This is a genomic window from Microbacterium hanjuni, from assembly GCF_043556395.1.
In the GTDB taxonomy this organism is placed as follows: domain Bacteria; phylum Actinomycetota; class Actinomycetes; order Actinomycetales; family Microbacteriaceae; genus Microbacterium.
In genome coordinates, this window is record NZ_JBIGIK010000001.1 from 1,228,347 (window position 1) to 1,251,530 (window position 23,184).

Sequence of the window (23,184 nt, forward strand, 5' to 3'; positions counted from 1 at the left end):
CCAGCCTAGCCGCGCCCCGGACACGAGGAAGGGGCGGATGCTGCAGCATCCGCCCCTTCCGATCCGACGTGGTTCTACAGACCCTGGATGATCTCGCGCATCAGGGCGGCGGTCTCGCTGGGCGTCTTGCCGACCTTGACCCCGGCGGCCTCGAGGGCCTCCTTCTTCGCCTGGGCGGTGCCCGCCGAGCCCGAGACGATCGCGCCGGCGTGGCCCATCGTCTTGCCCTCGGGGGCGGTGAAGCCGGCGACGTAGCCGACGACCGGCTTCGTGACGTTGTCGCGGATGAAGTCGGCGGCGCGCTCTTCGGCGTCGCCACCGATCTCACCGATCATGACGATCGCCTTCGTCTCGGGGTCGGCCTCGAAAGCGGCGAGCGCGTCGATGTGCGTCGTACCGATGATCGGGTCGCCGCCGATGCCGATCGCGGTGGAGAAGCCCAGATCGCGCAGCTCGAACATCATCTGGTAGGTCAGAGTGCCCGACTTCGACACGAGACCGATCGGGCCCTTGCCCGTGATGTTGGCCGGGGTGATGCCGACGAGCGACTCGCCCGGTGTGATGATGCCGGGGCAGTTCGGCCCGATGATGCGGGTCGTCTCGCCTTTGGACTTGGCGTACGCCCAGGCCTGAGCGGTGTCGCCGATCGGCACACCCTCGGTGATGACGACCAGGAGCGGGATCTCGGCGTCGATGGCCTCGATCATCGCGTCCTTGGTGAAAGCCGGGGGCACGAACGCGATCGAGACGTCGGCGCCGGTCGCTGCGATCGCCTCGGCGACCGAGGCGAAGACGGGGAGCACGACCTCGTTGCCGTCCTTGTCCTGGTGCGTGACGGTGGTGCCCGCCTTGCGAGCGTTCACTCCGCCGACGACCTGCGTGCCCGCCTTCAGCATGAGGGCGGTGTGCTTGGTGCCCTCACCACCGGTGATGCCCTGGACGATGACCTTGGAGTCTTTGTTGAGATAGATCGACATGTCTGTAAGTTCCTTCGCGTCTCAGCGTCCGGCGTTCGCGAGCTCGGCGGCCTTGTCGGCGCCTTCGTCCATGGAGGCGGCCAGGGTGACGAGCGGGTTGTTCGCCGCAGCGAGGATCGCGCGCCCTTCGTCGACCTGGTTGCCGTCGAGGCGCACCACGAGCGGCTTCGAGGCGGTGTCGCCGAGGATCTCGAGGGCCTTGACGATGCCCTCCGCGACGGCGACGCACGAGGTGATGCCGCCGAAGACGTTCACGAACACGCTCTTGACCTGCTCGTCGCCGAGGATGACGTCCAGGCCCGCGGCCATGACGGTCGCCGAAGCTCCGCCGCCGATGTCGAGGAAGTTGGCGGGCTTGACGCCGCCGTGCTTCTCTCCCGCGTAGGCGACGACGTCGAGGGTCGACATGACCAGTCCCGCACCGTTGCCGATGATGCCGACCTGACCGTCGAGCTTGACGTAGTTGAGGTCGTTCGCCTTCGCGATGGCCTCGAGCGGGTCGGCGGCGTCCTTGTCCTCGAGCTCTTCGTGCTCGGGGTGGCGGAAGCCGGCGTTCTCATCGAGCGAGATCTTGCCGTCGAGGGCGATGATGTCGCCGTCCTCGGACTGGATGAGCGGGTTCACCTCGACGAGCGTGGCGTCCTCGCCCACGTAAACGTCGTACAGCTTCACGAAGACGTCGGCGACCTTCTCGGCCAGCCCGCCCTCGAAGTTCGCAGCCTTCGCGATCTCGAGCGCCTTCTCCGGAGTGATGCCCTCGAGGGGGTCGACCTCGACCCGCGCCAGCGCTTCGGGCTTCTCGACGGCGAGCTGCTCGATCTCCATGCCGCCTTCGACGCTGGAGAGGCTGAGGTAGGAGCGGTTGGAGCGGTCGAGCAGCACGGAGAAGTAGAACTCCTTCGCGATGCGGGCGCCCGCGGCGACCATCACGCGCTTGACGACGTGCCCCTTGATGTCGAGGCCGAGGATGGCCTGGGCCGCCTCGTACGCCTCGTCGGGGGTCTTGGCGACCTTCACGCCGCCCGCCTTGCCGCGGCCGCCCGTCTTGACCTGGGCCTTGACGACGACGACGCCGCCGAGCTTCTCAGCTGCGGCGCGCACTTCCTCGGGGGTATCGGCGATGATGCCGGCGAGGACCGGCACCTCGTACTTCTCGAACAGGTCACGTGCCTGGTACTCGTACAGATCCACGGAAAATCCTTCGCGCTGGACGATGGGAGGGAGCGGCCGAGACATCTTGATATCGAGATATCGACCAATCCCCCACCCTACTACCGCGCGCTTTCGCACCCGAATCCCGGCCCCCCAGACGCGGGCGTTGTCATGCCGGCGCCGCGCGACACGATTCGGGTCAGGTCGCGGGGCGCCGGCATGACTCCCCCGACGTACGTTCGCAGATCGGCGGCCCGCTGTGGGGTCCGGGCGAGCACCTTGGGTGTTCGCCCGGGCGATCTTGCGGTGTTCTTGCGTTCAGCTTGAGGTGGGCGTCGATTCGGTGGCCGCGTCGAAGCGTCGGAGGTCATTCACCGCCGGTCCTTCGATGCGGGTGCCGTCCGCTGCGAACCGGGAAGCGTGCAGCGGGCAGTCCCACGTGCAGGCCAGGTCGTTCCATTCCAGGACGCCGCCCAGGTGAGGGCAGACCGCGTCGACGGCGCGTGTCGTTCCGCCAGTGGTCGACACGCCCACCGGGTGACCGCCGCGCTGCGCGACGACCCCGTCGCCTTCCGCGGGCCGAGGCACCGGCACGGGGGTGCGCTCGGCCTCGGCCCATCCCCGCGCCGCCTCCTTCGCGACGGTGGCGTTCTCGACGGCGCCGCGGGCAAGGTCGGCCGGCACCGTCATCCGGGTGCCGAGCGTCGTCATCCAGTCGGGCCGCTCCCCCTTCTTCTCGCCGCGGATCTCGGCGGCGATGCGGAGGGCGGCCGCCGGGCCGTTGGTGAGGCCCCACTTGGCGTAGCCGGTCGCGAAGCTCACCCGGCCGAGGGTGCGCGGCATCGTGCCGATGAAGGGCACGAGGTTGTGGGAGCGATAGTCCTGTGCCGACCAGCGGTGCGTCTCCGCTCCGACGGGGAGCGTCGCCCGCGCCCACTGCACCAACTCCTCGAGCAGGGCGAGCTCCGACTCCGCCCGACCGACCGGGTGACCCGCGCCCCCGACGATGACCTGGGCGATATCGGCGGGCCCGTCGGCCGCCGAGACGGTGCGGATAGATCGGGTGGGCGCATCGGCCGCCAGATACATGCCGTCGGGCATGTTCCCCTCGAGCACGAACGACGCGCACGAGGAGCGCAGGCCGCTCGTCTTGGCGAAGTAGAGGCCGCGATCCATGATCGGAGTCGCCGTGGCGAGAACCACGTGGTCGGCGAACAGCTCCCCGAAATCGGTCTCGACCGTCGGGCGGGGCGTCACGTGCACGCGCCGCACGGCGGTGCGGGTGTACAGGCGACCGCCCTGCGCCACGAAGGCGGCGGCGAGCGCGTCGGCGAAGCGCACCGGGTCGATCGCGATCTGGTCGTCGAGAGCGACTGCTCGGGTGATGTCGAAGGGGGCCGTCGCCATCTCGGGCACCCCGACGATGCGCGTGTCCAGACCGGCCTCGCGGGCGGCGTCGTGCTCGGCGTGCACGGCCGTGACCCCGCCGCCGCTCTGGGCGTAGGTGTAGGCGGTGCGCCGAGAGAAATCGACCCCGAGTTCGGTGGCGGTCTCGGCGACCCAGTCCGCTCCCGCCCGATTCGCGTCGACGTAGGCCCGCACGAGACCTGCCGGGTGATGCCGTCGCAGCTCCGAGAGCGTCGTTCCCTGCAGAAGGGAGACCTTGCCGGTGTTGCCGCCCGTCGCCAGCTCCGCGACCTCGCCCTTCTCCACGAGCGCGACGTCGAGACCGGCCCGAACGAGGGTCAGCCCCGTGGCGAGACCCGTGATGCCCGCGCCCACGACGACGACGTCGTGGGTCGAGCCCGGCTCGAAGGCGGCACCGGGCACGATCGGGTGGGCGTGCTTCCACAGGGAGGTCATGGTCGGAGTCAACCTCTCCCGCCAGGGCGGCGGATACGGGTTGACACGCTCCCCCGATCCAATAGGTAACGTGGCGGGCATGAGCGACGACGCCACCCCCACCCTTCCCGGCGAGAGCATCACCCGCTACGACGTCCTGGAACGCCGCGGCACGGACTACTACGCGGTGTTCGCCGACGTCACGGGCCCCGACCTCGACCTGTGGCAGCGTGCGCAGGCGTTCGTCGACGAAGTGGGCACGCGGATGCAGGGGGAATGGGATGCTGCGCGCTACCCCGTCGACCTCGTGCCGCGGATGGGTGAGTACGGCCTGTTCGTCGACGGGATCGAGCACCCGGAACTGCCGGCGTCCTCGCCGCTGGCGGCCGGCCTCGTGAACATGGAGATCTCGCGCGGCGACGGTTCGCTCGGCACGATCGTCGCGGTGCAGGGCGGACTCGCCTTGCGCACCCTCGCGCTGTACGGCTCGCTCGAGCAGCAGGCGCGGTGGCTCCACCCCCTCGCGAGCGGTGAGGTGCTGGGCGCCTTCGCGCTCACCGAGCCCGACCACGGCTCGGATTCGGTGTCGCTGGAGACGGTCGCCCGTCGCGACGGCGACGCCTGGGTGCTGCGGGGAGCGAAGAAGTGGATCGGCAACGGCGCATCGGGGGGCATCACCTTCGTCTGGGCCCGCGTCGAGGACCCGGACGCTCCCGAGCACGGCGCGGTGCGGTGCTTCCTCGTGGAGCAGTCGACTCCCGGCTACACGGGCACGGTCATCCCCGGGAAGGTGTCGTTGCGCGCGATCCACCAGGCTCACATCGCACTCGATGACGTGCGCCTGCCGCTGGATGCCGTGCTCCCCGGCACGAAGAGCTTCAAGGACGCCTCCGTCGTCCTGTTCGCGACCCGCAGCGGGGTGGCCTGGTCGGCGCTCGGTCACGCGACCGCCTGCTACGAGGCGGCCCTCACGTATGCGACGAAGCGCATGCAGTTCGGCAAGCCGCTCGCGAAGTTCCAGTTGGTGCAGGAGCGGTTGACGCAGATGCTCGACGAGCTCACGGCGATGCAGCTGTACTGCCGCCGCCTCGCTGACCTCGAAGCATCCGGGGGACTCCGGCCGACCCAGGCCTCGCTTGCGAAGTACCACAACACGCGGGCCGCCCGTCGGGTTGCCGCGACCGCGCGCGACCTGCTCGGCGGCAACGGGATCCTGCTGGAGAACGGCGTCATGCAGCACCTCGCCGACATCGAAGCGATCCACACCTACGAGGGCACCGAGAGCGTGCAGGCGCTGCTGCTCGGTCGCGACATCACGGGGATGAGCGCTTTCGTCTGAGCGGCTAAGCGAAGGGCCCCGGCCACGCAACCCCCGCGCCCCGTCCCGCCCGGGGCGTTAACGTCGTCGCATGGGACTCTTCCGCCGTGGGCCGATCGCCGTGCGCCTCGACACCTCCGACCTCACGGCGACGACTCCGCCGCGCAGCCTCTGGACCGACGGTTTCGGCAAGCTGGCGGTGCGCTCGCTGCAGATCATCCTGGTGGTCGTGGTGCTCATCGGCGTCGTGTACGTGCTGCAGCAGGTGACCCTCGTGGCCATCCCCCTGGTGCTCGCGCTCATCTTCGCCTCGGCCTTCGCGCCGGTCATGCGGTGGATGCGCCATCACGGCGTCCCCGCCCTCGTCGCCACCCTCATCACGCTGCTGGCGATCCTCGCCGTGCTGGGCGGACTCGGCACGCTCATCGTGCTGGCCGTCCGTGATCAATGGGCCGACCTCGTGCAGCAGGCGCAGCAGGGCTTCACGCAACTGCTCGACTGGGTGAACACGCTGCCGTTCGCCCCCACCGACAACCAGCTGCAGGAGTGGGGCGGGCAGGTCACCGACTTCCTCACCAGCTCCCAGTTCGGCTCCGGCGCCCTCGCGGGCGTCAGCGCCCTCGCGAACTTCGTGACGGGCGGCGTGCTGATGGTCGTCATCCTCTTCTTCTTCCTGAAGGACGGCCCGCGCCTGTGGGAGTTCGTGCTGCGCCCCTTCCAGGGCGCCGACTACGACCGTGCCCAGCGCATCGGCGGCAAGACGGTATCGGTGCTCGGGTCGTACGTGCGCGGCACCGCGTCGGTCGCCTTCGTCGATGCGGTCGGTATCCTCATCGGTCTGCTGATCCTGCAGGTGCCGCTCGCCATCCCCCTCGCCGCGCTGGTGTTCATCCTGGCGTTCATCCCCATCGTGGGTGCCGTGCTCGCCGGCGTGCTCGCGGCGCTCGTGGCCCTGGTCGCGAACGGCTGGGTCGCAGCGGTCGCGGTCGTCGGGGTCGTCGTGCTCGTCAACCAGCTCGAGGGCAACTTCCTGCAGCCCGTGCTGATGGGCAAGTCGCTGAAGCTGCACTCCTTCGTGATCCTCGTCGCCCTCGCCGCCGGCACCGCGGTCGGCGGCATCCTCGGCACGCTCCTGGCCGTACCGCTCACCGCCGTGGTGTGGGGCATCGTGCAGGTCTGGGACGGCGACAACCTCCCCGCCCGGTGGGCCCGACCGAAGAAACGCGAACTGCAGGAAGCCTCGCGACCGACCGTGGGCTGAACCGCGCACGGCAGGATGAGGTCATGGCCTACGAGATCCCCGCGCCGATGCTGGCGAAATCCGTCCCCGAGGTCCCCGAGCCGTCATCGGTCGCGGGAGGCCTCAGCTACGAGCCGAAATGGGACGGTTTCCGTGCGCTGGTGTCGTGGGACGGCACCGACGTCGAGATCGGCAGCCGCGGCGCCAAACCCCTCACCCGCTACTTCCCCGAGCTGGTCGAAGCGTTCGCCCGCCTCCTTCCCGAACCCTGCCTCATCGACGGCGAGGTGGTCGTGGCGATCGGCGAGCCGGGCGCTCAGCGCCTGGACTGGGAGTCGCTGTCGCAGCGCATCCACCCCGCAGCGTCCCGGGTCGCGCTCCTCGCCGAGCAGACCCCCGCGATGTTCATCGCGTTCGACCTGCTCGCCCGGGGCGAGCGCGACCTGCAGCCCGAACCGTTCGCGACGCGGCGCACCGAACTGGTGGATCTGATCGCGGGCCTCCCCCATCCCGTGCACGTGACACGCACCTCGGACCATCCCGCGGTCGCCCGTCGCTGGCTGGCCGAGTTCGAGGGGGCCGGGCTCGACGGCGTCGTCGCGAAGCCGCTCGCCCAGCCCTATGCGCCCAACAAGCGCACGATGTTCAAGATCAAGCACGCGCGCACCGCAGACGTCGTCGCCCTCGGTTATCGCATCCACAAATCCGGCCAGGGCGTCGGTTCTCTCCTCGTCGGGCTGTACACCGACGACGGACGCCTGATGGGCGTCGGCGGGGTCTCGGCCTGGAGCAACGCGCGCCGCCTGTCGCTCATCGACGAACTGGCACCCTTCGTGGAGACGGATGCTTCCGGGGCCGCCGTCACCGGTGAGACCGACCGCTCCCGATTCTCGGCCTCGAAGGACGTGTCGTTCGTGCGGCTCCGGCCCGAACGCGTGCTCGAGGTGCGCTACGACCAGCTCGAGGGCTACCGCTTCCGCCACACCGTGCAGTTCGAGCGCTGGCGGCCCGACCGCGACCCGCGTTCGTGCACGTACGAGCAGCTCGAGACGGTCTCGGCGTACGACCTCGGGGCAGTGCTGGACTGACGGCGGTTACGGGGCGTCGTGCTTGCGCGCGCGCGAGGGCTGTACGCGCGGCGGTTCGCCGGGCATCTTGGGGAACTCCGGCGGGAACGGCAGCTCGCCGAGTCCGTCGTCGAGGTCGCGTTGCCACCATTCGAGCAGGGTGTCGATCCGCCCGGGTGCGTCGAGGAAGCCCCGCCACGCGTCGCCGTCGGCGGCGAGGATCTCAGGCACGGTGCGCACCGTGAATGCCGCCGGATCGACGGTGTCCAGGGTGTCCCAGCGCACCGGCATCGACACGGTCGCTCCCGCGAGGGCGCGCGGGGAGTAGGCACCCGCCATCGTGCGGTCGCGGTTCGCCTGGTTGAAGTCCACGAAGATGCGCTCCCCGCGCTCCTCCTTCCACCAGTGGGTGGTGACCTGCTCGGGCATCCGCCGCTCGAGCTCGCGCGCGGCCGCGATCACGGCGTGGCGCACGTCGAGGAACTCGTGCGTGGGCTCGATCGGGCAGAACACGTGCAGTCCGCGATTGCCGCTGGTCTTCACCCACGGCTCGAGGCCGGCCTCGATCAGCACCTCGCGCAGTCCGTGCGCGGCGGCGATGACCTCGGCGAAGCCGGTGCCCGGCTGCGGATCGAGGTCGATGCGCAGCTCGACCGGATGGTCGGAGTCGCCGGCCAGCGAGGCCCACGGGTGGAACACGATCGTGTTCATCTGCACGGCCCACACCGCCGCGGCGATCTCCGTCAGCACGATCTGAGGGTGGCGCCGACCGCTGTTGTAGGTGACGGTGACCGCCTCGACGAAGTCGGGAGCGCCCTTCGGCGGGTTCTTGCTGAAGAAGCTCTCCCCGGCCACCCCGTCGGGGAACCGCTCGAGCGAGACGGGCCGGTCGCCGTTGGCGGCCAGGAAGGGCCCGGCCACCGTGATGAAGTACTCGGCCAATTCGCGCTTGGTGATGCCCGAGTCGGGCCACAGCACGCGATCGGGGTTGGAGATCCCGATCTCGCGGTCGCCGTCGGGCCCGGGAACACTCAGCGAGATGCGGGGGGAGGCCATGCTCCGACCCTAGGGCGGCGGACCAGCATCCGACACCCGCCTCCGCGACCCGCCTCGAGTGTCGCGAATCGAGGGGATGCTGCGGATCGAGGACGCGCGAGGGCGACAGCATCCTCGATCCCGGTCATCTCCTCGATCCACCCCCTGGGGGCGTTGAAAGAGGTCGGCGGTCAGGCCGGGCCGGTGACGTGGTCGCGATGCAGGCGCAGCCAGGGCCCGCCGGGGTCGATGAGCAGCCCCGTGATCCCGGCGTCCGCGGTGACGGCGGCGTGCAGCTGATCGAGCGTGACGGGCAGCGGCTGATCGCCGCGGCCCAGGGCGAGCACCTCGAGCGGATGCGAGAAGACCTCGATGAAGCGGTCGCCGTCGGCGGTGCGCGATTCGGCGATCCCGACCGGGCCGCCCTCCTCGGTACGGCGGACGGCGATCCACAGCGGCGCCTCGCCCAATGCGGCGGCGACGGCCGCCGGGGTGTCTTCCGTGCGGACGCCGGCGAGCAGGCTCTTCAGGGCGAGCGCGGCGTGCGCATCGTCGACGACACGTTGCAGCAGGGGGCGCGGCAGCAGCGCGCGGGCGGTTCCCGAGGAGTTGTCGAGGATGAGGCCCTCGTATTCCCCGTCGAGTACCAGCCGCAACACGGTCAGCACCGGCTGGCCGACCGCCGACGTGTCGGCTTCGCCGTCGGCCGACACCGCGGCCTGCAGGGCGGCGCCCGAGCTGTAGGCCAGCACCAGCTGCTTGTCGCCGCGGCGGGTGACGGCGAGCGGCAGCCCGCGACCTTCCGCGAGCAGGGCGCGCGCGTTGCCCTTCACCCGGAGGAAGAGCGGGCCCTGCAGCAGTTGGCGGGCCACGTTCAACAGTCCCTGCGGGGTGGGCGGATCGCTCAACTCGGCGAGCGCGTCGCGCAGCAGCACATTGTCGCGCACGCCGGGGATCGTCTCGGCCTCAGCAACGGGGGCCGGGGGCGCGGGGACGGTCGGCGCGGGGACGGGAGGTCCGGCAGCGGATGCCCCGACACCGCGGAAGGTCGAGGTCGAGATGCCGACGGATGCTGGGGGCTCGGGCGAGGGCGCGTCGCTCGGCGTCGCAGCATCCGATTCGTCCGGTCCCCGACCCGCCGAGGTGTCGGTGGAGTCGGGAGTCTTCTTGCGCCTCGAGAACAATGCCATCGCAGCCACCCTAACCGCGGGCTCGAGATCGCGGTCAGACCTTTTCGATCGGGGCGATCTTGATCAGCAGCTTCTTCGCACCCACGCTGTCGAACCGCACATGGGCGACGCGTTTCGCTCCCTCGCCGGTCACGGCGTCGACGCGTCCTTCGCCGAAGTCGTCGTGCCGGATGCGGTCGCCCGAGGCCAGTACGAGGTCGCCGTTGTCGCGCACCTTCGCGGGGATGCGGTTGGGGAAGCGGTCGATCGAGGTCGAGGTCGGTGCGAGGTCGTCGCCATAGCGCTTCGAGCCCCATCCGGTCGAGGTGGCAGAGCCCGGCCGGGCGTTCAGCGCGCGGGAGCGCGTTCCGCCGCGGGAATTGACGTCACCGGGCGACTGGCGCCAGTCGATCAGCTCGGCCGGGATCTCCTGCAGGAACCGGCTGGGCATCGCGACGGTCACCTCACCGAACTGCGCGCGCGTCATCGCCAGCGAGAGGTAGAGGCGCTTTCGCGCCCGCGTGATGCCCACGTAGAACAGGCGCCGCTCTTCAGCGGGTCCGCCGGGCTCGTTCGCGGAGATGCGGTGCGGGAGGAGGTCTTCCTCGACGCCGGTGAGGAACACCGCGTCGAATTCGAGCCCCTTGGCGGTGTGCAGTGTCATGAGCGACACCGAGCCGGAGGCGTCGTCGAGGTCGTCGGCGTCGGCGACGAGCTGCACTTCGCCGAGGAAGTCGATGACCGTCCCCTCGGGGTTGTTGCGGGCGAACTCCCTGGTCACCGCGATGAGCTCGTCGAGGTTCTCGAGGCGGGCTTCGTCCTGCGGGTCCTTGCTCAGACGCAGGGCGTCGAAGTAGCCGGATTTGTTGAGCAGCAGGGTGAGGCCCTCCGCCACCGCGGTGGGCGGGGCGAGCTCGCCGGTCGCGGGCAGCATGATGGCGGTCGCTTCGGCGAGCACCGCGTCGAGGCGGGCGATCGCGGTCTGCAGTTTCGGGCCGACGCCGAGCGCCGAGGAATTGGCGAGCGCGTCACGGAACGAGATCTGCTCCTCGGCGGCGTAGCGGGCGATCGCGGTCTCGGTCACGTCGCCGATGCCGCGGCGCGGGCGGTTGAGGATGCGGCGGATCGCCATCTCGTCGGCGGGGTTCGCGACCGCGATGAGGTACGCCAGGGCGTCTTTGATCTCCGCCCGCTCGTAGAACTTGGTGCCGCCCATGATCTTGTAGGGCACCGCCGAGCGGATGAAGATCTCCTCCAGCGCGCGCGACTGCGAGTTCGTGCGGTAGAACACCGCCATCTGCGAGTAATCGACCTGCTTTTTGCGCAACGACTCGATCTCGTCGGCGACGAACTGCGCCTCATCGTGCTGCGAATAGCCGGTGAAGCCGATGATGGGGTCGCCCGCACCGACGTCGGTCCACAGCTTCTTGTCCTTGCGGTCGAAGTTGTTGCCGATGACCGCGTTGGCTGCCGACAGGATGTTCTGCGTCGAACGGTAGTTCTGCTCGAGCAGCACCACCTTCGCGCCGGGATAGTCGCGTTCGAACTCGGTGATGTTGCGGATGTCGGCGCCGCGGAAGGCGTAGATCGACTGATCGGAGTCGCCGACCACCGTGAGGGATGCCGCGTCGTCGACGGCCGGCGACGGCGCGTCGAAGATCATCATGCCGTTCATCTCTTCGCCGGGCGCATCGGTGCCGATGGGGCGGGTCAGCTCGTGGATGAGGGCGTACTGGGCGTGGTTGGTGTCCTGGTATTCGTCGACCAGGATGTGACGGAATCGGCGCCGATACACGTCGGCCACGTGGGGGAAGGCGCGGAACAGATAGACGGTCTGGGCGATCAGGTCGTCGAAGTCGAAGGCATTCGCCTTCTGCAGGGCGCGTTGGTACGCGCCGAAGATCTCCACGAAGACGCGCTCGACCGGATCGCTCATGTTGGCCTGGCGGGCGTAGGACTCGGCATCCGACAGTTCGTTCTTGAGCTTGGAGATGCGGCTCATCGTTCCCGCCGGGGTGAGACCGAAAGCATCCCCTTCGTGCTCTTTCACGAGGCGCTTGATGAGCGCCCGCGAGTCGCCGGAGTCGTAGATGGTGAAGGCCTTCGTGAAGCCGAACTGCTGCGCCTCACGGCGCAGGATGCGCACGCACGCGGAGTGGAACGTCGAGATCCACATGCCCTCGGCGCGATCGCCGATCAGGTGACGCACGCGCTCGCGCATCTCGCCGGCGGCCTTGTTCGTGAACGTGATCGCGAGGATCTGACTGGGCCACGCCTCGCGATTGCGCAACAGCGACGCGATCCGCCGCGTGAGCACGCTGGTCTTGCCCGATCCCGCGCCTGCCACGATCAGCAGCGCCGGACCGCGGTAGGTGACCGCCTCGAGCTGGGGCGGATTCAGGCCCTCGAGCAGGTCGGCGTCGGGACGGGGCGAATCGGGGCCGCCGCGGCCGAGCTGCGGTCCGCGATCGCCGCCGACGATGATGGGCGTGGATGCGTCGGTCATGTCTTGTCAAGTGTAGGCGGGCCCGCTGACACCGGTCCGGGCGCCCGCTCCGTCCCGGGCCCCCGGCCCCGAACTCGGACAATCGGTCGAACTCGGTGCGAAGGAGCGCTCACACGCACCGAGTTCGGCCGATTCTCCGAGTTGGATGAGAGAGCGCGACACCTACCGTCACACACCTCGACGGCGGATGCTGCGGAGGGTTACCGTGGGCGTGTCATCGCGGCGATCCGGGCGGTCCCGGGCACCGGCTCATACCCGGGTGCGTGGCGGGTTCGACTCCCGCCGTCGCGTCTCCCACGGTCCTAACGCGCCAACGCCGCCTTCAGGAACGGCGCCGTTCGGCTCCCCGAGTGCTCGGCCACGCTCTCGGGTGTCCCTTCGGCGATCACCTGGCCACCGGCGTCACCCGCTCCCGGTCCGAGGTCGATCACCCAATCGGCCTGTGCCACGACGCGCATGTCGTGCTCGACGACGATGACGGTGTTGCCGCCGTCGACGAGACGTTGCAGGTGGCCGACCAAACGATCGGAGTCGGCCGGGTGCAGTCCGGAGGTCGGCTCGTCGAGGAGATAAAGGGTGTCGCCCCGCTGCGCACGACGCAACTCCGACGCCAGCTTCACGCGTTGCGCCTCGCCACCCGACAACTCGGTGGCCGACTGGCCGAGCGAGATGTAGCCGAGCCCCACGTCCAGAAGGGCGTCGAGATGCTGCACCACGTCGGCGTCGCCCTCGAAGAACTCCCTCGCCCGGCTCACACTCATCGCCAGCACGTCGGCCACGGTCATCTCGTCCAGTCGGATCTCGAGGGTGTCCGCGTTGTACCGCGTGCCCCCGCACGCGGTGCAGGGCGCATGGACCGTGGGGAGGAACAGCAGCTCGATCTCGATCATGCCCTCCCCCTTGCAGACCGGGCACCGGCCGCTGGGGAGGTTGAAGGAGAACCGACTGGGGCTGTAGTGACGCCGCCGCGCTTCCGCGGTCGCCGCGAATCGGCGACGGATCTGGTCGAACACGCCCGTGTACGTCGCCACGTTCGACCGCGGCGTTCGTCCGATCGGCTTCTGCGTCACCTGCACGATCCGACGGACGCGATCGGCGGGTCCGGACGCACGGCCGGCGGTGGAACCCGGTCCCTGCGCATCGAGCGGACTCAGCGAAGGCGCCTCGTCGTCTTCCTCGACCTCATCCGAGCGGCTCGCCAGGTCGGCGCGGAGGAGGTCGGGGATGCCGTGGTTGATGAGTGTCGACTTGCCCGACCCCGACACACCGGTGATAGCGGTGAAGGCCCCGAGGGGGAACGCCACCGTCACCTCGGACAGGTTGTTCCGCGTGACGCCGGTGAGCGTGAGCTGAGCGTCGCCGATCCGACGCGGGCGCGGTTCCGCGGATGGGGAGTCGGGCCCGTCGAAGAGGTAGCGACGAGTGACGGATGCTTCCGCACTGCGCAGGCCGTCGATGGCGCCGGAGTACACGACCGTGCCTCCCGCCGTTCCGGCGCCCGGCCCGATGTCGACGATCCAGTCGGCCTCCCGGATGACGTCGATCGAGTGCTCGACGAAATACACGGTGTTGCCGGAGTCCCGGAGGCTCTTCAGGATGCCCACCAGCGCTTCGGTGTCGGCGGGGTGCAGCCCGGCGGACGGTTCGTCGAGCACGAAAACGACACCGAACAGCCGCGACAGCACCTGCGTCGCCAACCGCATGCGCTGCAGCTCGCCCGACGACAGCGTGGCGGTCGTGCGGTCCAGCGTCAGGTAGCCGAGCCCGAGATCGATGATCGGCGACAGCCGACCCAGCAGCTCCGTGACGAGTTGCCGGGCGGCGAGACGCTTCTCGGGAGGGAGCTCCTCGGACGGGGCTCCGTGAGACGACGATGACCCCCATTCGGGCTGGAGAACCTGTTCCATCATCCGGGCGACGTCGCTCAGCGGCAGGGCGCCGATCTCGGTGATGTCGGCGCCCTCGAAAGTGACGGCGAGGGCGTCGGGCTTGAGTCGCTTCCCGCCGCACGCAGGGCACGGGACGCTGACCATGAACCCGGCGGCCTTCTCACGCATTCGCGCACTCTTGGAGTTCGCGAAAGTGTCGAGTACATAGCGCCGGACGCCCAGGAAGGTGCCGAAGTACGACGGCTCCGTCCCGGACGCCACCGCCTTCCGCACCTGTTTGGGCGAAAGATCCCTGAAGATCGGCACCTGCGGCGACTCCTGCGTGTACAGCACCCAGTCGCGCTTGTCTCGGGGCAGCTCTCGCCACGGCACGTCGATGTCGTACCCGAGCGAGATCAGGCTGTCCTGCAGCTGCTTGCCGTGCCAGGCGGTCGGCCACGCCGCGAGAGCCCGATCACGGATCGACAGCGATTCGTCGGGCACCATCAGTTCTTCGGGGACGTCGTGGATGCGACCGAGTCCATGGCACGTGGGACACGCCCCCTGAACCGTGTTCGCCGAGAAATCCTCGGCCCAGAGCATCGGTGCGCCGGTCGGATACGTGCCGACCCGGGAGAACAGCATCCGCACGACGTTCGCCACCGTCGTCGCGCTGCCGACGGTCGAGCGGGCCGAACCGCCCGATCGCCGTTGCGGGAGGGCGACCGCGGGCGGCAGCCCGTCGATCGAATCCACGTCGGGCGCGCCGACCTGATCGATCAGGCGCCGCGCATACGGGGCGACGGATTCGAAGAACCGTCGTTGCGCCTCGGCGTAGATCGTGCCGAAGGCCAGCGAGCTCTTCCCCGACCCGGACACGCCGGTGAACGCGACGAGAGCATCGCGCGGAAGGTCGATGTCGATGGCGCGGAGGTTGTGCTCGCGCGCGCCGCGCACACGGACATGCTCGAACCGCGCCCCGGTCGAGGAGTCATCCGTTGCCGTCATGTCGAGCATCTCCTTGATCGACTGCCGACCCTATCCCGTCGCGGCGGACGAGCCTCGCCCCTTGCCAGACACCGAATTCCATCCAGGTGCATCCATGGGGGCCCTCCCCGCGGAAAGCACTGGCATGGCGGGGATCCCCCTCGCCGGAGGAGGAAGACATGCGCAAGACAGCAGCAGCCGGTCTCACGATCGGCGTCATCGCGGCGCTGGGGCTCGCTCTCCCGGCCTCGGCGAGCACCGCCGGGACGGCGAAGCTCTCCGTGCTCCACGCGATCCCCGACACCCCGGTCGACGTCTACGTGAACGGCACGCTCACCCTCGACAACTTCGCCCCCGGTGACCTGGCCGGACCCCTCGATCTGGCCGCCGGCGACTATGAGGTCGCCATCACGGCTCCGGATGCTGCAGACGCCAGCGCCCCCATCCTCGGCCCGGCAACGCTGACGTTGGCCGCGGGCGGAAACTACACCGCCGTCGCCCACCTGACCGAGGCCGGTCAGCCTGCGCTCACGCCGTTCACCAACGACACCTCGGCGACCGCCGCGGGCCAGGGACGGCTCACCGTGCGCCACGTCGCCGCGGCTCCCGCCGTCGACGTGCTGGCCGGGGGGACCGCCGTGATCAGCGGGCTCACGAACCCCAACCAGCAGACTCTCAACCTCGCGGCGGGCAACGTCTCCGCCGCCGTCGCCCTGGCGGGAACGACCGCTCCGGTGCTCGGCCCGACAGATGTCGCCATCCAGGACGGCGTCCTCACGATCGTCTACGCCTGGGGCAGCGCCGCCGACGGCAACCTGGCGCTCGCCGTGCAGACCGTCGAGGGTCTGCACTCCAACCCCGACGGCGTCCCCTCGGGATCCGCCGGATACCTGGCCGAGCGCGACGCACAGCAGTCTGCTCTCTGGCTGGGTGGCGGGGTGCTGCTGGCCGCTGCCGCGGCCGTCGCAGCATCGATCGCGGTTCGCCGGACGGCCACGCACCGGCCGTGACGGTTTCCGCACCGCGCCGGCGAGCACGCGCAGCATTCGCTGCCGTGCTCGTCGGCGCGACCCTGCTCACCGCATGCTCCACGGGTGGTGGCGTCACGACGGGTGCGGAGGTCTCCTCTTCCCCCACGGCGACTCCCGCACCGACCCCGACGGTCGTGACGCCGCCACCCGTGGTACCCGAGGTGCCCATCGCCTCCGCCGATCTCGGAACGCCCGCCCCCGCAATCCCCCCGGTGCGGTTGCAGGTGCCCGCGATCGGCGTCGATATGCCCGTGCAACCGGTGGGTGTCGATGCGAACCAAGCGATGGAGCTGCCCGTCGACCCCGCCATCGCGGGGTGGTACCGGTTCGGTCCGGACGCGGCGAGCACCGCCGGTCACACGGTGATCTCCGCCCACGTCGACGCCCCGCAGTACCCCATCGGCCCGCTCGCGCGCCTGCGCGAACTCGCTCCGGGCGGCGAGATCACGGTCGTCGACGCGACCGGCACCGCGCGCTCCTACGCGGTCGAGTCCGTCACCTACTACCCCAAGACCGACCTCCCCGTGGCCGAGATCTTCACTCGTGCGGGCGAGCCGCGTCTCGTGCTGATCACGTGCGGCGGCCCCTTCGACTCCACGACCGGGCGCTACCGCGATAACGTGGTCGCCATCGCGTCGCCCGCGTGAGAAGTGGTGAGAAGCATGGATGCTGACGCCCAGGGCGAGTTCGAGCTGAACGCGCGTTTCGTCGCGGGTGACGAGTCCGCCCTCGCCGAGGTGTATCAACGATGGTCACCCGTCGTCTTCACCCTCGCGCTGCGCTCGCTCGGTGACCGCAGCGACGCCGAGGACACGACGCAGCGCACCTTCGTGTCGGCATGGACCTCGCGGGCGAGCTTCGATGCCTCACGAGCGAAACTGTCCACCTGGCTGGTGGCGATCGCGAAGCACCGCATCGCCGACATGCACGAGTCCCGGGCGAAGGTGCGGGCGCTGCACCAGGAGCTGCTGCGCACCACGCACCCCGACGACCTCGTGCGACAACCTCCCGACCTCGCCGACACGATCCTGGTCGCCGACGAGTTGCAACATCTCGAGCCCGACGCTCAGAGTGTGATGCACCTGGCGTTCTTCGACGACCTGACCCACCAGCAGATCGCCGAGCGCCTCGATATGCCCCTCGGCACCGTGAAGAGCCACATCCGCCGGAGCCTGACCCGCATGCGCAACCGATTGGAGGTGACCGGTGTCGCACGTTGACCCCGATCAGCTCGCGCTCATCGCGTTGGGCGCCGCGTCACCCACGCCCGCCGAGGACGAACACCTGCGGGCGTGCGGGGACTGCCGCAGCGAAGAGGAAGCGCTGCGCCGAACCGCCGCCGTCGCCCGCGCCAACGTATCGCCGGAGGAACTCGAACGACCCCCCGCCCGGGTGTGGGCGCGCATCGCCGACGAGCTGCAACTCGCGCAACAGGACGAGGCTGAGCCCGCGCCGGTTCGATCCCTCCCCCGGGAGACGGCCTCCCGCCGACGCAGATGGCTGCTGCCGATGGCGGCGGGCCTCGTCCTGCTGGCCGGCGCGGGCATCGCGAGCTGGGCCATCACGGCGTCGCGCCCGACCGATCTCGCCGAAGCGGTGCTGACGGCGCTGCCCGAACACCCCGGCCTGGCCGGTACGGCCGACGTTCGCGAGGACGGTGGCGGCACGCGCGAGATCCGCGTGACGCTCGACGGCGATCGGCAGGACACGAGCCCCGGTTATCGCGAGGTGTGGCTGCTCAACAGCGACGCCTCTGCGCTCATCAGTCTCGGCGTGCTGGAAGGCGACAGCGGAACCTTCACGGTGCCGGTGGATATCGACCTGGATGAGTACCGGGTGGTCGACATCTCGGTCGAATCGCTCGACGGCGACCCCGCCCACTCCGGCGACTCGCTGGTGCGCGGCAGCCTCACCTTCATCTGACGGACGCCCGTGGCGGGTAATGCCAGAGCCTCCCCCGTCGGCGTGGACACGCCTACCGTGGAGACATGAGCGACATGCGTGGCGAAGTCCGGGAGTTCCTGAGTTCCCGGCGCGCCCGGATCTCCCCGGAAGCGGCGGGACTACCCGTGTACGGCGGAAACCGCCGCGTTCCCGGGCTGCGCCGCGAAGAGGTCGCCCTCCTCACCGGCGTCTCGGTGGACTATTACATCCGCCTCGAGCGGGGCAACCTCGCCGGGGTCTCCGACAGCGTCCTCGATGCGCTCGCGCGCGCACTCCGGCTCGACGAGGCCGAACAGCAGCACCTGCACGACCTGGCACGCGCGGCGGGCCAGCCCCGCCCGCGCGCGCCGAGACCGGCGACCGCGGTGAAAGCCGCCGTGCAGCAGGTGTTGGATGCGATGACCGATGCCCCCGCGTGGGTGCGCAACGGTCGGCACGACATCCTCGCCACCAACCGGATGGGTCGCGCCCTCTACTCCCCGGTCTTCGATGACCCGCGGCGCCCCGTGAACACGACACGGTTCGTCTACCTCAACCCCGCTGCACGCAGCTTCTGGCGCGAGTACGACCGCATCGCGAAAGACGCTGCCGCCATGCTGCGCATGGAGGCGGGACGCACTCCCCACGATGCGGCCCTCATCACCCTCATCGGGGAGCTCTCGACCCAGAGCGAGCTGTTCCGCCAGGAGTGGGCGTCTCGAGACGTGATGTTCCACCGCAGCGGCGTGAAGCGGCTGCACCACCCCATCGTGGGCGATCTGGATCTGAACTACGAGTCGCTGGAGCTGCCCAGCGAACCCGGACTGGTGATGAACGTCTACACCGCGCCCGCCGGCTCCCCCTCCGCCGACGCCCTCGCCATGCTCGCCTCGTGGGCGGCCACCCAGGAGGAAGCTGCCGCCCACCCCGCCCCCTCGGGAGCCGCCGAGCTGCCCTAGCGGCGCTGTCCGTCCGTTCGGCGGAACACGCGCGGCGCGACGGCCACGAGCACGAGCATCGCCAGGAGCTCGACCAGTGTCTGCGACACCACGACGACCGGGGTGAGGGCGTAGGCCGGGGGCAGTGCCAACGCGAGGGGCAGCACGACGAGCGAGTTGCGGGTCGCTGCGCTGAAGGTGAGCGCGATGCGGTCGGGGCGCCCGAGACGCAGGAGGCGCCCACCGAATGCGCCGAGCACGGCCGCGATGAACGGGAACACCGCGAACAGCGGCAGCGCGACGAGCAGGTCCGTCCAGGAGTCGCGAACCCCCGGCACCTGCGACGCCACGACGATCGCGAGCGTCAGCATCATGAGCGGCACCATCGCGGCGAGCCCGACCCCCGACACCCGGTGCGCCGCCCGCCACCGGCCGGCGGCGAGCTGGGTGAGCACGGCGAGACCGAGGGGGACGATGATGAGCCACAGGAACGCCGACGCGAAGGGGCGAAGGTCGACGGCGGCGAGCACCTGCTCCCCCGCCATCACCCAGACATAGCCGGGCAAGAGCACGACCTGAGCGATCAGGAGGAGCGGCGTGAGGGCCAGCAGGCGTGCGCGGTCGCCGCCGGCAAGACCGGCGAAGACGATCACGTAGTCCACGCAGGGTGCCAGCAGCACGAGCAGCACCCCGAGCAGCACGGGCTCGTCACCCACGACGAACCGACTGAGGGCGAACACGACGATCGGCACGACGACGAAGTTGATCACGAGCGCCCCGACCAGGAACCGGCCGCCGCGCAACGCCCGGCCGAGGTCTCGGAAAGGCACCCCCAGGAAGGTCACGTACAGCAGGGCGCCCAACACCGGGGTGATCGCCACCTCGAGCCGCTGCGCGGGGCCGGGCGCCAGCATCCCGAAGACCCCACCCGCGGCGATCGCCAGCAGGAACAGCGCCACCTGGTGCTTCTGCGTCCACTCCACCGTCGCCCGCACTCCCCCACTCTGCCCGACGGAACGCGCCGAGGACGCGGTCAGGCGATGCGGGTGCCGGGAGGGAGGGCCTTCGCCGGGGTGCGCGTACGCGCCCACCCCCACAGCAGCAGGCCCGCCGCCAGGGCGAACTGCAGCAGCAGTCCGATGAACCAGCTCGGAGTCGTTTCGGCCATCACCTCGCTCGCGGTCGGCGAGTTCGAACCGGTGAACGAATCGGGATCGCAGTAATCCGCGCGACGGTCGGTCTCGGGCACGATCTGCGCCGAGCGCACGCCGAACGCGATCTGACCGAAGAGGTCTTCGGGGTACCCGGCGACGTTGAACTCGGTCGGTGTCGCGTCGGCCATGATCACGAACGGGTTGGCGGCCAGCACCCACCACACCCGGTCGAAGCGCGGCATGTCGTAGGTGGATTCCTGCCACGGCCCGCACGCGGTGCCCGACGCCGTGGCACCCGTCGGATAGCGCTCGGTCGTCGTCACCTCGGTGCGCAGGGCGGTGCCGCCGAGTCCGAAGGCGATGACGGTGCCGATCGTCAGCGCGGCAACGACGAGGTAGGTGCTGGCCACCGAGAACAACGGGCGCGCCAGGACGGCGCTGAAGCCCACGCCGATCGCCGCCACCACCCCGACCTCGACGATCAGCACCGCCAAGGAGGTGAGAGCGGTGAGCGGCCCGAGCCCACCGGCGGCGGTGGCGACGAGCAGGAACGGCAGAGCGACGGCGAGGAAGGCGAGACCGGTGATCCACGCGGCCAGGAATTTGCCGACGATGATCTCGGCGGTCGTCACCAGGGTCACCTGCAAGGGCGCGAGCGTGGCAGCATCCCGATCGCCGTTGACGGCGCTCCCGCTGAAGGTGGGCGAGACGAGCACGACGAGGAGCAGCACGAGGAAGACGAGCAGGGAGAACAACCACGGTCCACCCCCCGTGGTCAACGAGAAGGCGGCGAAGGCCAGGGCGGTGACGAGCAGCAGGATCGCGGCGAAGATGCCGAGCATGACGTACCAGGCCACCGAGCGCACCCGTTGGCGCAGCTCGAGGCCGATGACGGTGCCGAGCCGGGCGGCGTTCACGGGCGTTCCTCTCGCAGGTCGAGGAAGGTGTGCTCGAGGTCGCCGGTCGAGGGGGCGAACTCCAGCACCGCGACCCCCGCTTCGATGATCGCGCGCAGCGCGGCGGCGGCTTGCGCGTCGGTGCTGAACGAGATCAGCAGGTCTCGCCGATCGGCGACCACCGCCCCCGCGTCCAGATGCAGCACCGCGGCGACGCGGGTGAGGTCGTCGACCGACGGCGTTCCGCCCTGCGGAGCGAGGAGGCGAAGGCGCCACGAGCGGGCGCGGTGCGAGGCCTGAGCGATGCGGTCGGCGGCCACCGTCTCACCGGCCACCATGAAGACGGCGTCGTCGACGACCTCTTCCAGTTCGGAGAGCACATGAGAGGACACCAGGATGCTGCGTCCCTGAGCAGCCAGGCGGCGCAGCAGCACGCGCAACTGCACGCGGGCCTGCGGATCGAGGCCCGATGCCGGCTCATCGAGCAGCAGGACGGCGGGATCGTGCACCAGCGCACGCGCCAACGCGAGCCGCTGCTTCTGACCCCGCGACAGCACTTTCGCCGCAGAGCGCGCGAGCGGCTCGAGGTCGACCTCGCCCAGCAGAACCGCGGCGCGCGCCTCGGCGTCGGGGCGCGTCATCCCGTACAGCTTTCCCGTGACCACGAGTGTCTCGTACACCGTGAGCGCCGGCCACGCCCCGAGGGTGTCGGGCATCCACCCGAGCAGGGCGCGGGCCTGTTGCGGCTGGGTGACGGGGTCGATACCGCCGATGCGGATCTCCCCGGCGTCCGGCTGCAGCAGCGAGGCGAGCATCAGCAGCAGCGTCGTCTTGCCCGAGCCGTTGGGTCCGACGAGGCCCGTCACCCGACCGGGGTGGGCCTGCAGCGACACGTGGCGAACGGCGTGCACGGAACCGAACGATCGACGCACGTCCTGGACGACGATCCCCCCGGCGGTCATGCCCCGAGCCTAGGGTGCCGTCCCCTCGGAACGGAAGAACGCCGCCTCCAGGTCGGGGTAGTCGGCGAACACGCCGTCGACCCCCGCCTCCCGGATGACCTGCCATTCCGCGGCGTAGTCGCCGAACGCCGCCTCTTCCCGCCCCCGCCGGAAACCCGGGAGGAGGAAGACATTCTCCGGACGGCATGTCCAGGTGAACACCTGCAGCCCTCGCTCGTGCGCGTCGGCCGTGAGGGGGCTCGGGCCCGTGGCCCGCCCCTCGGCATCGGGGGCGAGGATCATGCTCTTCGCCACGCTGATGCCGTCGAAACGCCCGACCAGACCGTCGAGCCCGGCCGGGCTCACCGTCTCCGCGTACGTCGGCGCGGCGCTCCCGAACGCGGCGAGCAGGTCGGGCGCGGTGCCGATGTCATCGAGCAGGTAGATGTAGGTGCCGGCGGTTCCGCGCTCGCGCAGGCGGGTGAGCACGGTCGATTCGAAGGACTCGAACACGAGCGGTCGGTCCCCATCGGCCCACCCGGCCGCCCGCACCTCGGCGTCGACCAGCGCCGCGAGATCCCACCCCTCCCCGGCGAAGAAGGTCGCGTGCTTGATCTCGACCACGACACCGACGGTGCGCTCGAGGGTCGCCGCGGTGGTGGCGACCAGGTCGAACAGGTCGACGAGGCGCAGCATCGGTTCGGTGTCGTCGAAGGCGGCGCTGGCCGGACGCAGCCCCGGGAGGCGCTCGCGGCACAGCAGCGTGGCGAGCTCGTCCCAGGTGAAGTCCTCGACGAACCATCCCGTGAGCCGCTCGCCGTCGATCGTCTTGGTCGTCCGGCGCGCGGCGAACTCCGGATGCTGCGACACGTCGGTGGTCGCGCTGATCTCGTTCTCGTGCCGCACCACGAGGACGCCGTCTCGCGACACGACGACATCGGGCTCCACCGCGTCGACACCCTGCCGCATCGCGAGTTCGTAGGACGAGCGCGTGTGTTCGGGGCGGTAACCGGGGGCACCGCGGTGACCGATGATCAGGGGCGACGTCACGCCGACCACGCTAGCGCTCCCGCCTCGCAGCATCCGCCCCGCTCATAGCTGCCTCCCAGCGCCGACCCGGCGTGGTGCCGAGGGGTTCGG

The 23,184-nt window shown here is 70.1% G+C and carries 19 protein-coding genes and 1 tRNA gene; 9 read left to right on the top strand and 11 right to left on the bottom strand.

Annotated elements, in window-relative coordinates; genetic code table 11:
* Positions 1–74: 74 nt before the first annotated feature.
* From sucD to ACFXP5_RS06090, 3 genes are all read right to left on the bottom strand, one after another.
* Complete coding sequence (gene sucD / locus ACFXP5_RS06080; RefSeq protein ID WP_394543922.1) at positions 75–977, bottom strand: succinate--CoA ligase subunit alpha; 903 nt, start codon at positions 975–977, stop codon at positions 75–77.
* Between the two features lie 21 nt (positions 978–998).
* Positions 999–2,168: an ADP-forming succinate--CoA ligase subunit beta gene (gene sucC, locus ACFXP5_RS06085; RefSeq protein ID WP_394543923.1), complete on the bottom strand. Its 1,170-nt coding sequence runs from the start codon at positions 2,166–2,168 to the stop codon at positions 999–1,001.
* Between the two features lie 279 nt (positions 2,169–2,447).
* Positions 2,448–3,992 carry an FAD-dependent oxidoreductase gene (locus ACFXP5_RS06090; protein ID WP_394543924.1) on the bottom strand — a complete coding sequence of 515 codons (1,545 nt, stop codon included), beginning with the start codon at positions 3,990–3,992 and terminating at the stop codon, positions 2,448–2,450.
* Positions 3,993–4,071: 79 nt separating this feature from the next.
* On the opposite strand from ACFXP5_RS06090, the gene ACFXP5_RS06095 reads away from it, so the two are divergent.
* From ACFXP5_RS06095 to ACFXP5_RS06105, 3 genes are all read left to right on the top strand, one after another.
* The gene (locus tag ACFXP5_RS06095) at positions 4,072–5,310 is read left to right on the top strand and encodes an acyl-CoA dehydrogenase family protein (protein WP_394529348.1); all 1,239 of its coding nucleotides are present in this window, start codon (positions 4,072–4,074) and stop codon (positions 5,308–5,310) included.
* 70 nt (positions 5,311–5,380) lie between these two features.
* Positions 5,381–6,550, top strand: a complete 1,170-nt coding sequence (locus tag ACFXP5_RS06100; protein ID WP_394529349.1) for an AI-2E family transporter — start codon at positions 5,381–5,383, stop codon at positions 6,548–6,550.
* Positions 6,551–6,573: 23 nt separating this feature from the next.
* Positions 6,574–7,617, top strand: a complete 1,044-nt coding sequence (locus tag ACFXP5_RS06105; RefSeq protein ID WP_394543926.1) for an ATP-dependent DNA ligase — start codon at positions 6,574–6,576, stop codon at positions 7,615–7,617.
* Between the two features lie 6 nt (positions 7,618–7,623).
* Here the strand turns inward: ACFXP5_RS06105 and ligD are convergent, their stop codons facing one another.
* From ligD to ACFXP5_RS06120, 3 genes are all read right to left on the bottom strand, one after another.
* Positions 7,624–8,652 (bottom strand): non-homologous end-joining DNA ligase, encoded by a 1,029-nt coding sequence (ligD, locus tag ACFXP5_RS06110; protein ID WP_394543927.1) that lies wholly within the window; start codon positions 8,650–8,652, stop codon positions 7,624–7,626.
* Between the two features lie 170 nt (positions 8,653–8,822).
* Positions 8,823–9,821, bottom strand: a complete 999-nt coding sequence (locus tag ACFXP5_RS06115; RefSeq protein ID WP_394543928.1) for an SseB family protein — start codon at positions 9,819–9,821, stop codon at positions 8,823–8,825.
* A gap of 34 nt (positions 9,822–9,855) precedes the next feature.
* Complete coding sequence (locus ACFXP5_RS06120) at positions 9,856–12,306, bottom strand: ATP-dependent helicase (protein ID WP_394543929.1); 2,451 nt, start codon at positions 12,304–12,306, stop codon at positions 9,856–9,858.
* A gap of 218 nt (positions 12,307–12,524) precedes the next feature.
* Here ACFXP5_RS06120 and ACFXP5_RS06125 point away from each other — a divergent pair.
* Positions 12,525–12,597, top strand: a tRNA-Met gene (locus tag ACFXP5_RS06125).
* Between the two features lie 11 nt (positions 12,598–12,608).
* On the opposite strand, the gene ACFXP5_RS06130 is transcribed toward ACFXP5_RS06125, so the two are convergent.
* On the bottom strand, positions 12,609–15,182 hold the full coding sequence (locus ACFXP5_RS06130; protein ID WP_481825237.1) for an excinuclease ABC subunit UvrA: 2,574 nt from the start codon (positions 15,180–15,182) through the stop codon (positions 12,609–12,611).
* Positions 15,183–15,340: 158 nt separating this feature from the next.
* Here ACFXP5_RS06130 and ACFXP5_RS06135 point away from each other — a divergent pair, with 158 nt between their 5' ends.
* The 5 genes from ACFXP5_RS06135 to ACFXP5_RS06155 all read left to right on the top strand — a co-directional run bounded on the left by ACFXP5_RS06135 (position 15,341) and on the right by ACFXP5_RS06155 (position 19,074).
* Complete coding sequence (locus tag ACFXP5_RS06135; RefSeq protein ID WP_394529355.1) at positions 15,341–16,171, top strand: DUF4397 domain-containing protein; 831 nt, start codon at positions 15,341–15,343, stop codon at positions 16,169–16,171.
* On the top strand, positions 16,168–16,839 hold the full coding sequence (locus ACFXP5_RS06140) for a class F sortase (protein ID WP_394543931.1): 672 nt from the start codon (positions 16,168–16,170) through the stop codon (positions 16,837–16,839). The genes ACFXP5_RS06135 and ACFXP5_RS06140 overlap by 4 nt, the downstream gene beginning before the upstream one ends.
* Positions 16,840–16,854: 15 nt before the next feature.
* Positions 16,855–17,412: an RNA polymerase sigma factor gene (locus ACFXP5_RS06145; protein WP_394543932.1), complete on the top strand. Its 558-nt coding sequence runs from the start codon at positions 16,855–16,857 to the stop codon at positions 17,410–17,412.
* Complete coding sequence (locus tag ACFXP5_RS06150; RefSeq protein WP_394543934.1) at positions 17,399–18,115, top strand: anti-sigma factor; 717 nt, start codon at positions 17,399–17,401, stop codon at positions 18,113–18,115. The genes ACFXP5_RS06145 and ACFXP5_RS06150 overlap by 14 nt, the downstream gene beginning before the upstream one ends.
* 65 nt (positions 18,116–18,180) lie before the next feature.
* Positions 18,181–19,074, top strand: a complete 894-nt coding sequence (locus tag ACFXP5_RS06155; protein ID WP_394543935.1) for a helix-turn-helix domain-containing protein — start codon at positions 18,181–18,183, stop codon at positions 19,072–19,074.
* On the opposite strand, the gene ACFXP5_RS06160 is transcribed toward ACFXP5_RS06155, so the two are convergent.
* The 4 genes from ACFXP5_RS06160 to ACFXP5_RS06175 are packed head-to-tail and all read right to left on the bottom strand — an operon-like array spanning position 19,071 to position 23,094.
* Positions 19,071–20,048 (bottom strand): arsenic resistance protein, encoded by a 978-nt coding sequence (locus ACFXP5_RS06160; RefSeq protein ID WP_394543936.1) that lies wholly within the window; start codon positions 20,046–20,048, stop codon positions 19,071–19,073. The two genes, ACFXP5_RS06155 and ACFXP5_RS06160, sit on opposite strands and share 4 nt — an antisense overlap.
* A 38-nt stretch (positions 20,049–20,086) precedes the next feature.
* Positions 20,087–21,124: an ABC transporter permease gene (locus tag ACFXP5_RS06165; RefSeq protein WP_394543937.1), complete on the bottom strand. Its 1,038-nt coding sequence runs from the start codon at positions 21,122–21,124 to the stop codon at positions 20,087–20,089.
* Positions 21,121–22,065 (bottom strand): ABC transporter ATP-binding protein, encoded by a 945-nt coding sequence (locus ACFXP5_RS06170; RefSeq protein ID WP_394543938.1) that lies wholly within the window; start codon positions 22,063–22,065, stop codon positions 21,121–21,123. Before ACFXP5_RS06170 ends, ACFXP5_RS06165 begins: the two co-directional genes overlap by 4 nt.
* A gap of 9 nt (positions 22,066–22,074) precedes the next feature.
* Positions 22,075–23,094, bottom strand: a complete 1,020-nt coding sequence (locus ACFXP5_RS06175) for a glycerophosphodiester phosphodiesterase family protein (protein ID WP_394543939.1) — start codon at positions 23,092–23,094, stop codon at positions 22,075–22,077.
* Between the last annotated feature and the right edge of the window lie 90 nt (positions 23,095–23,184).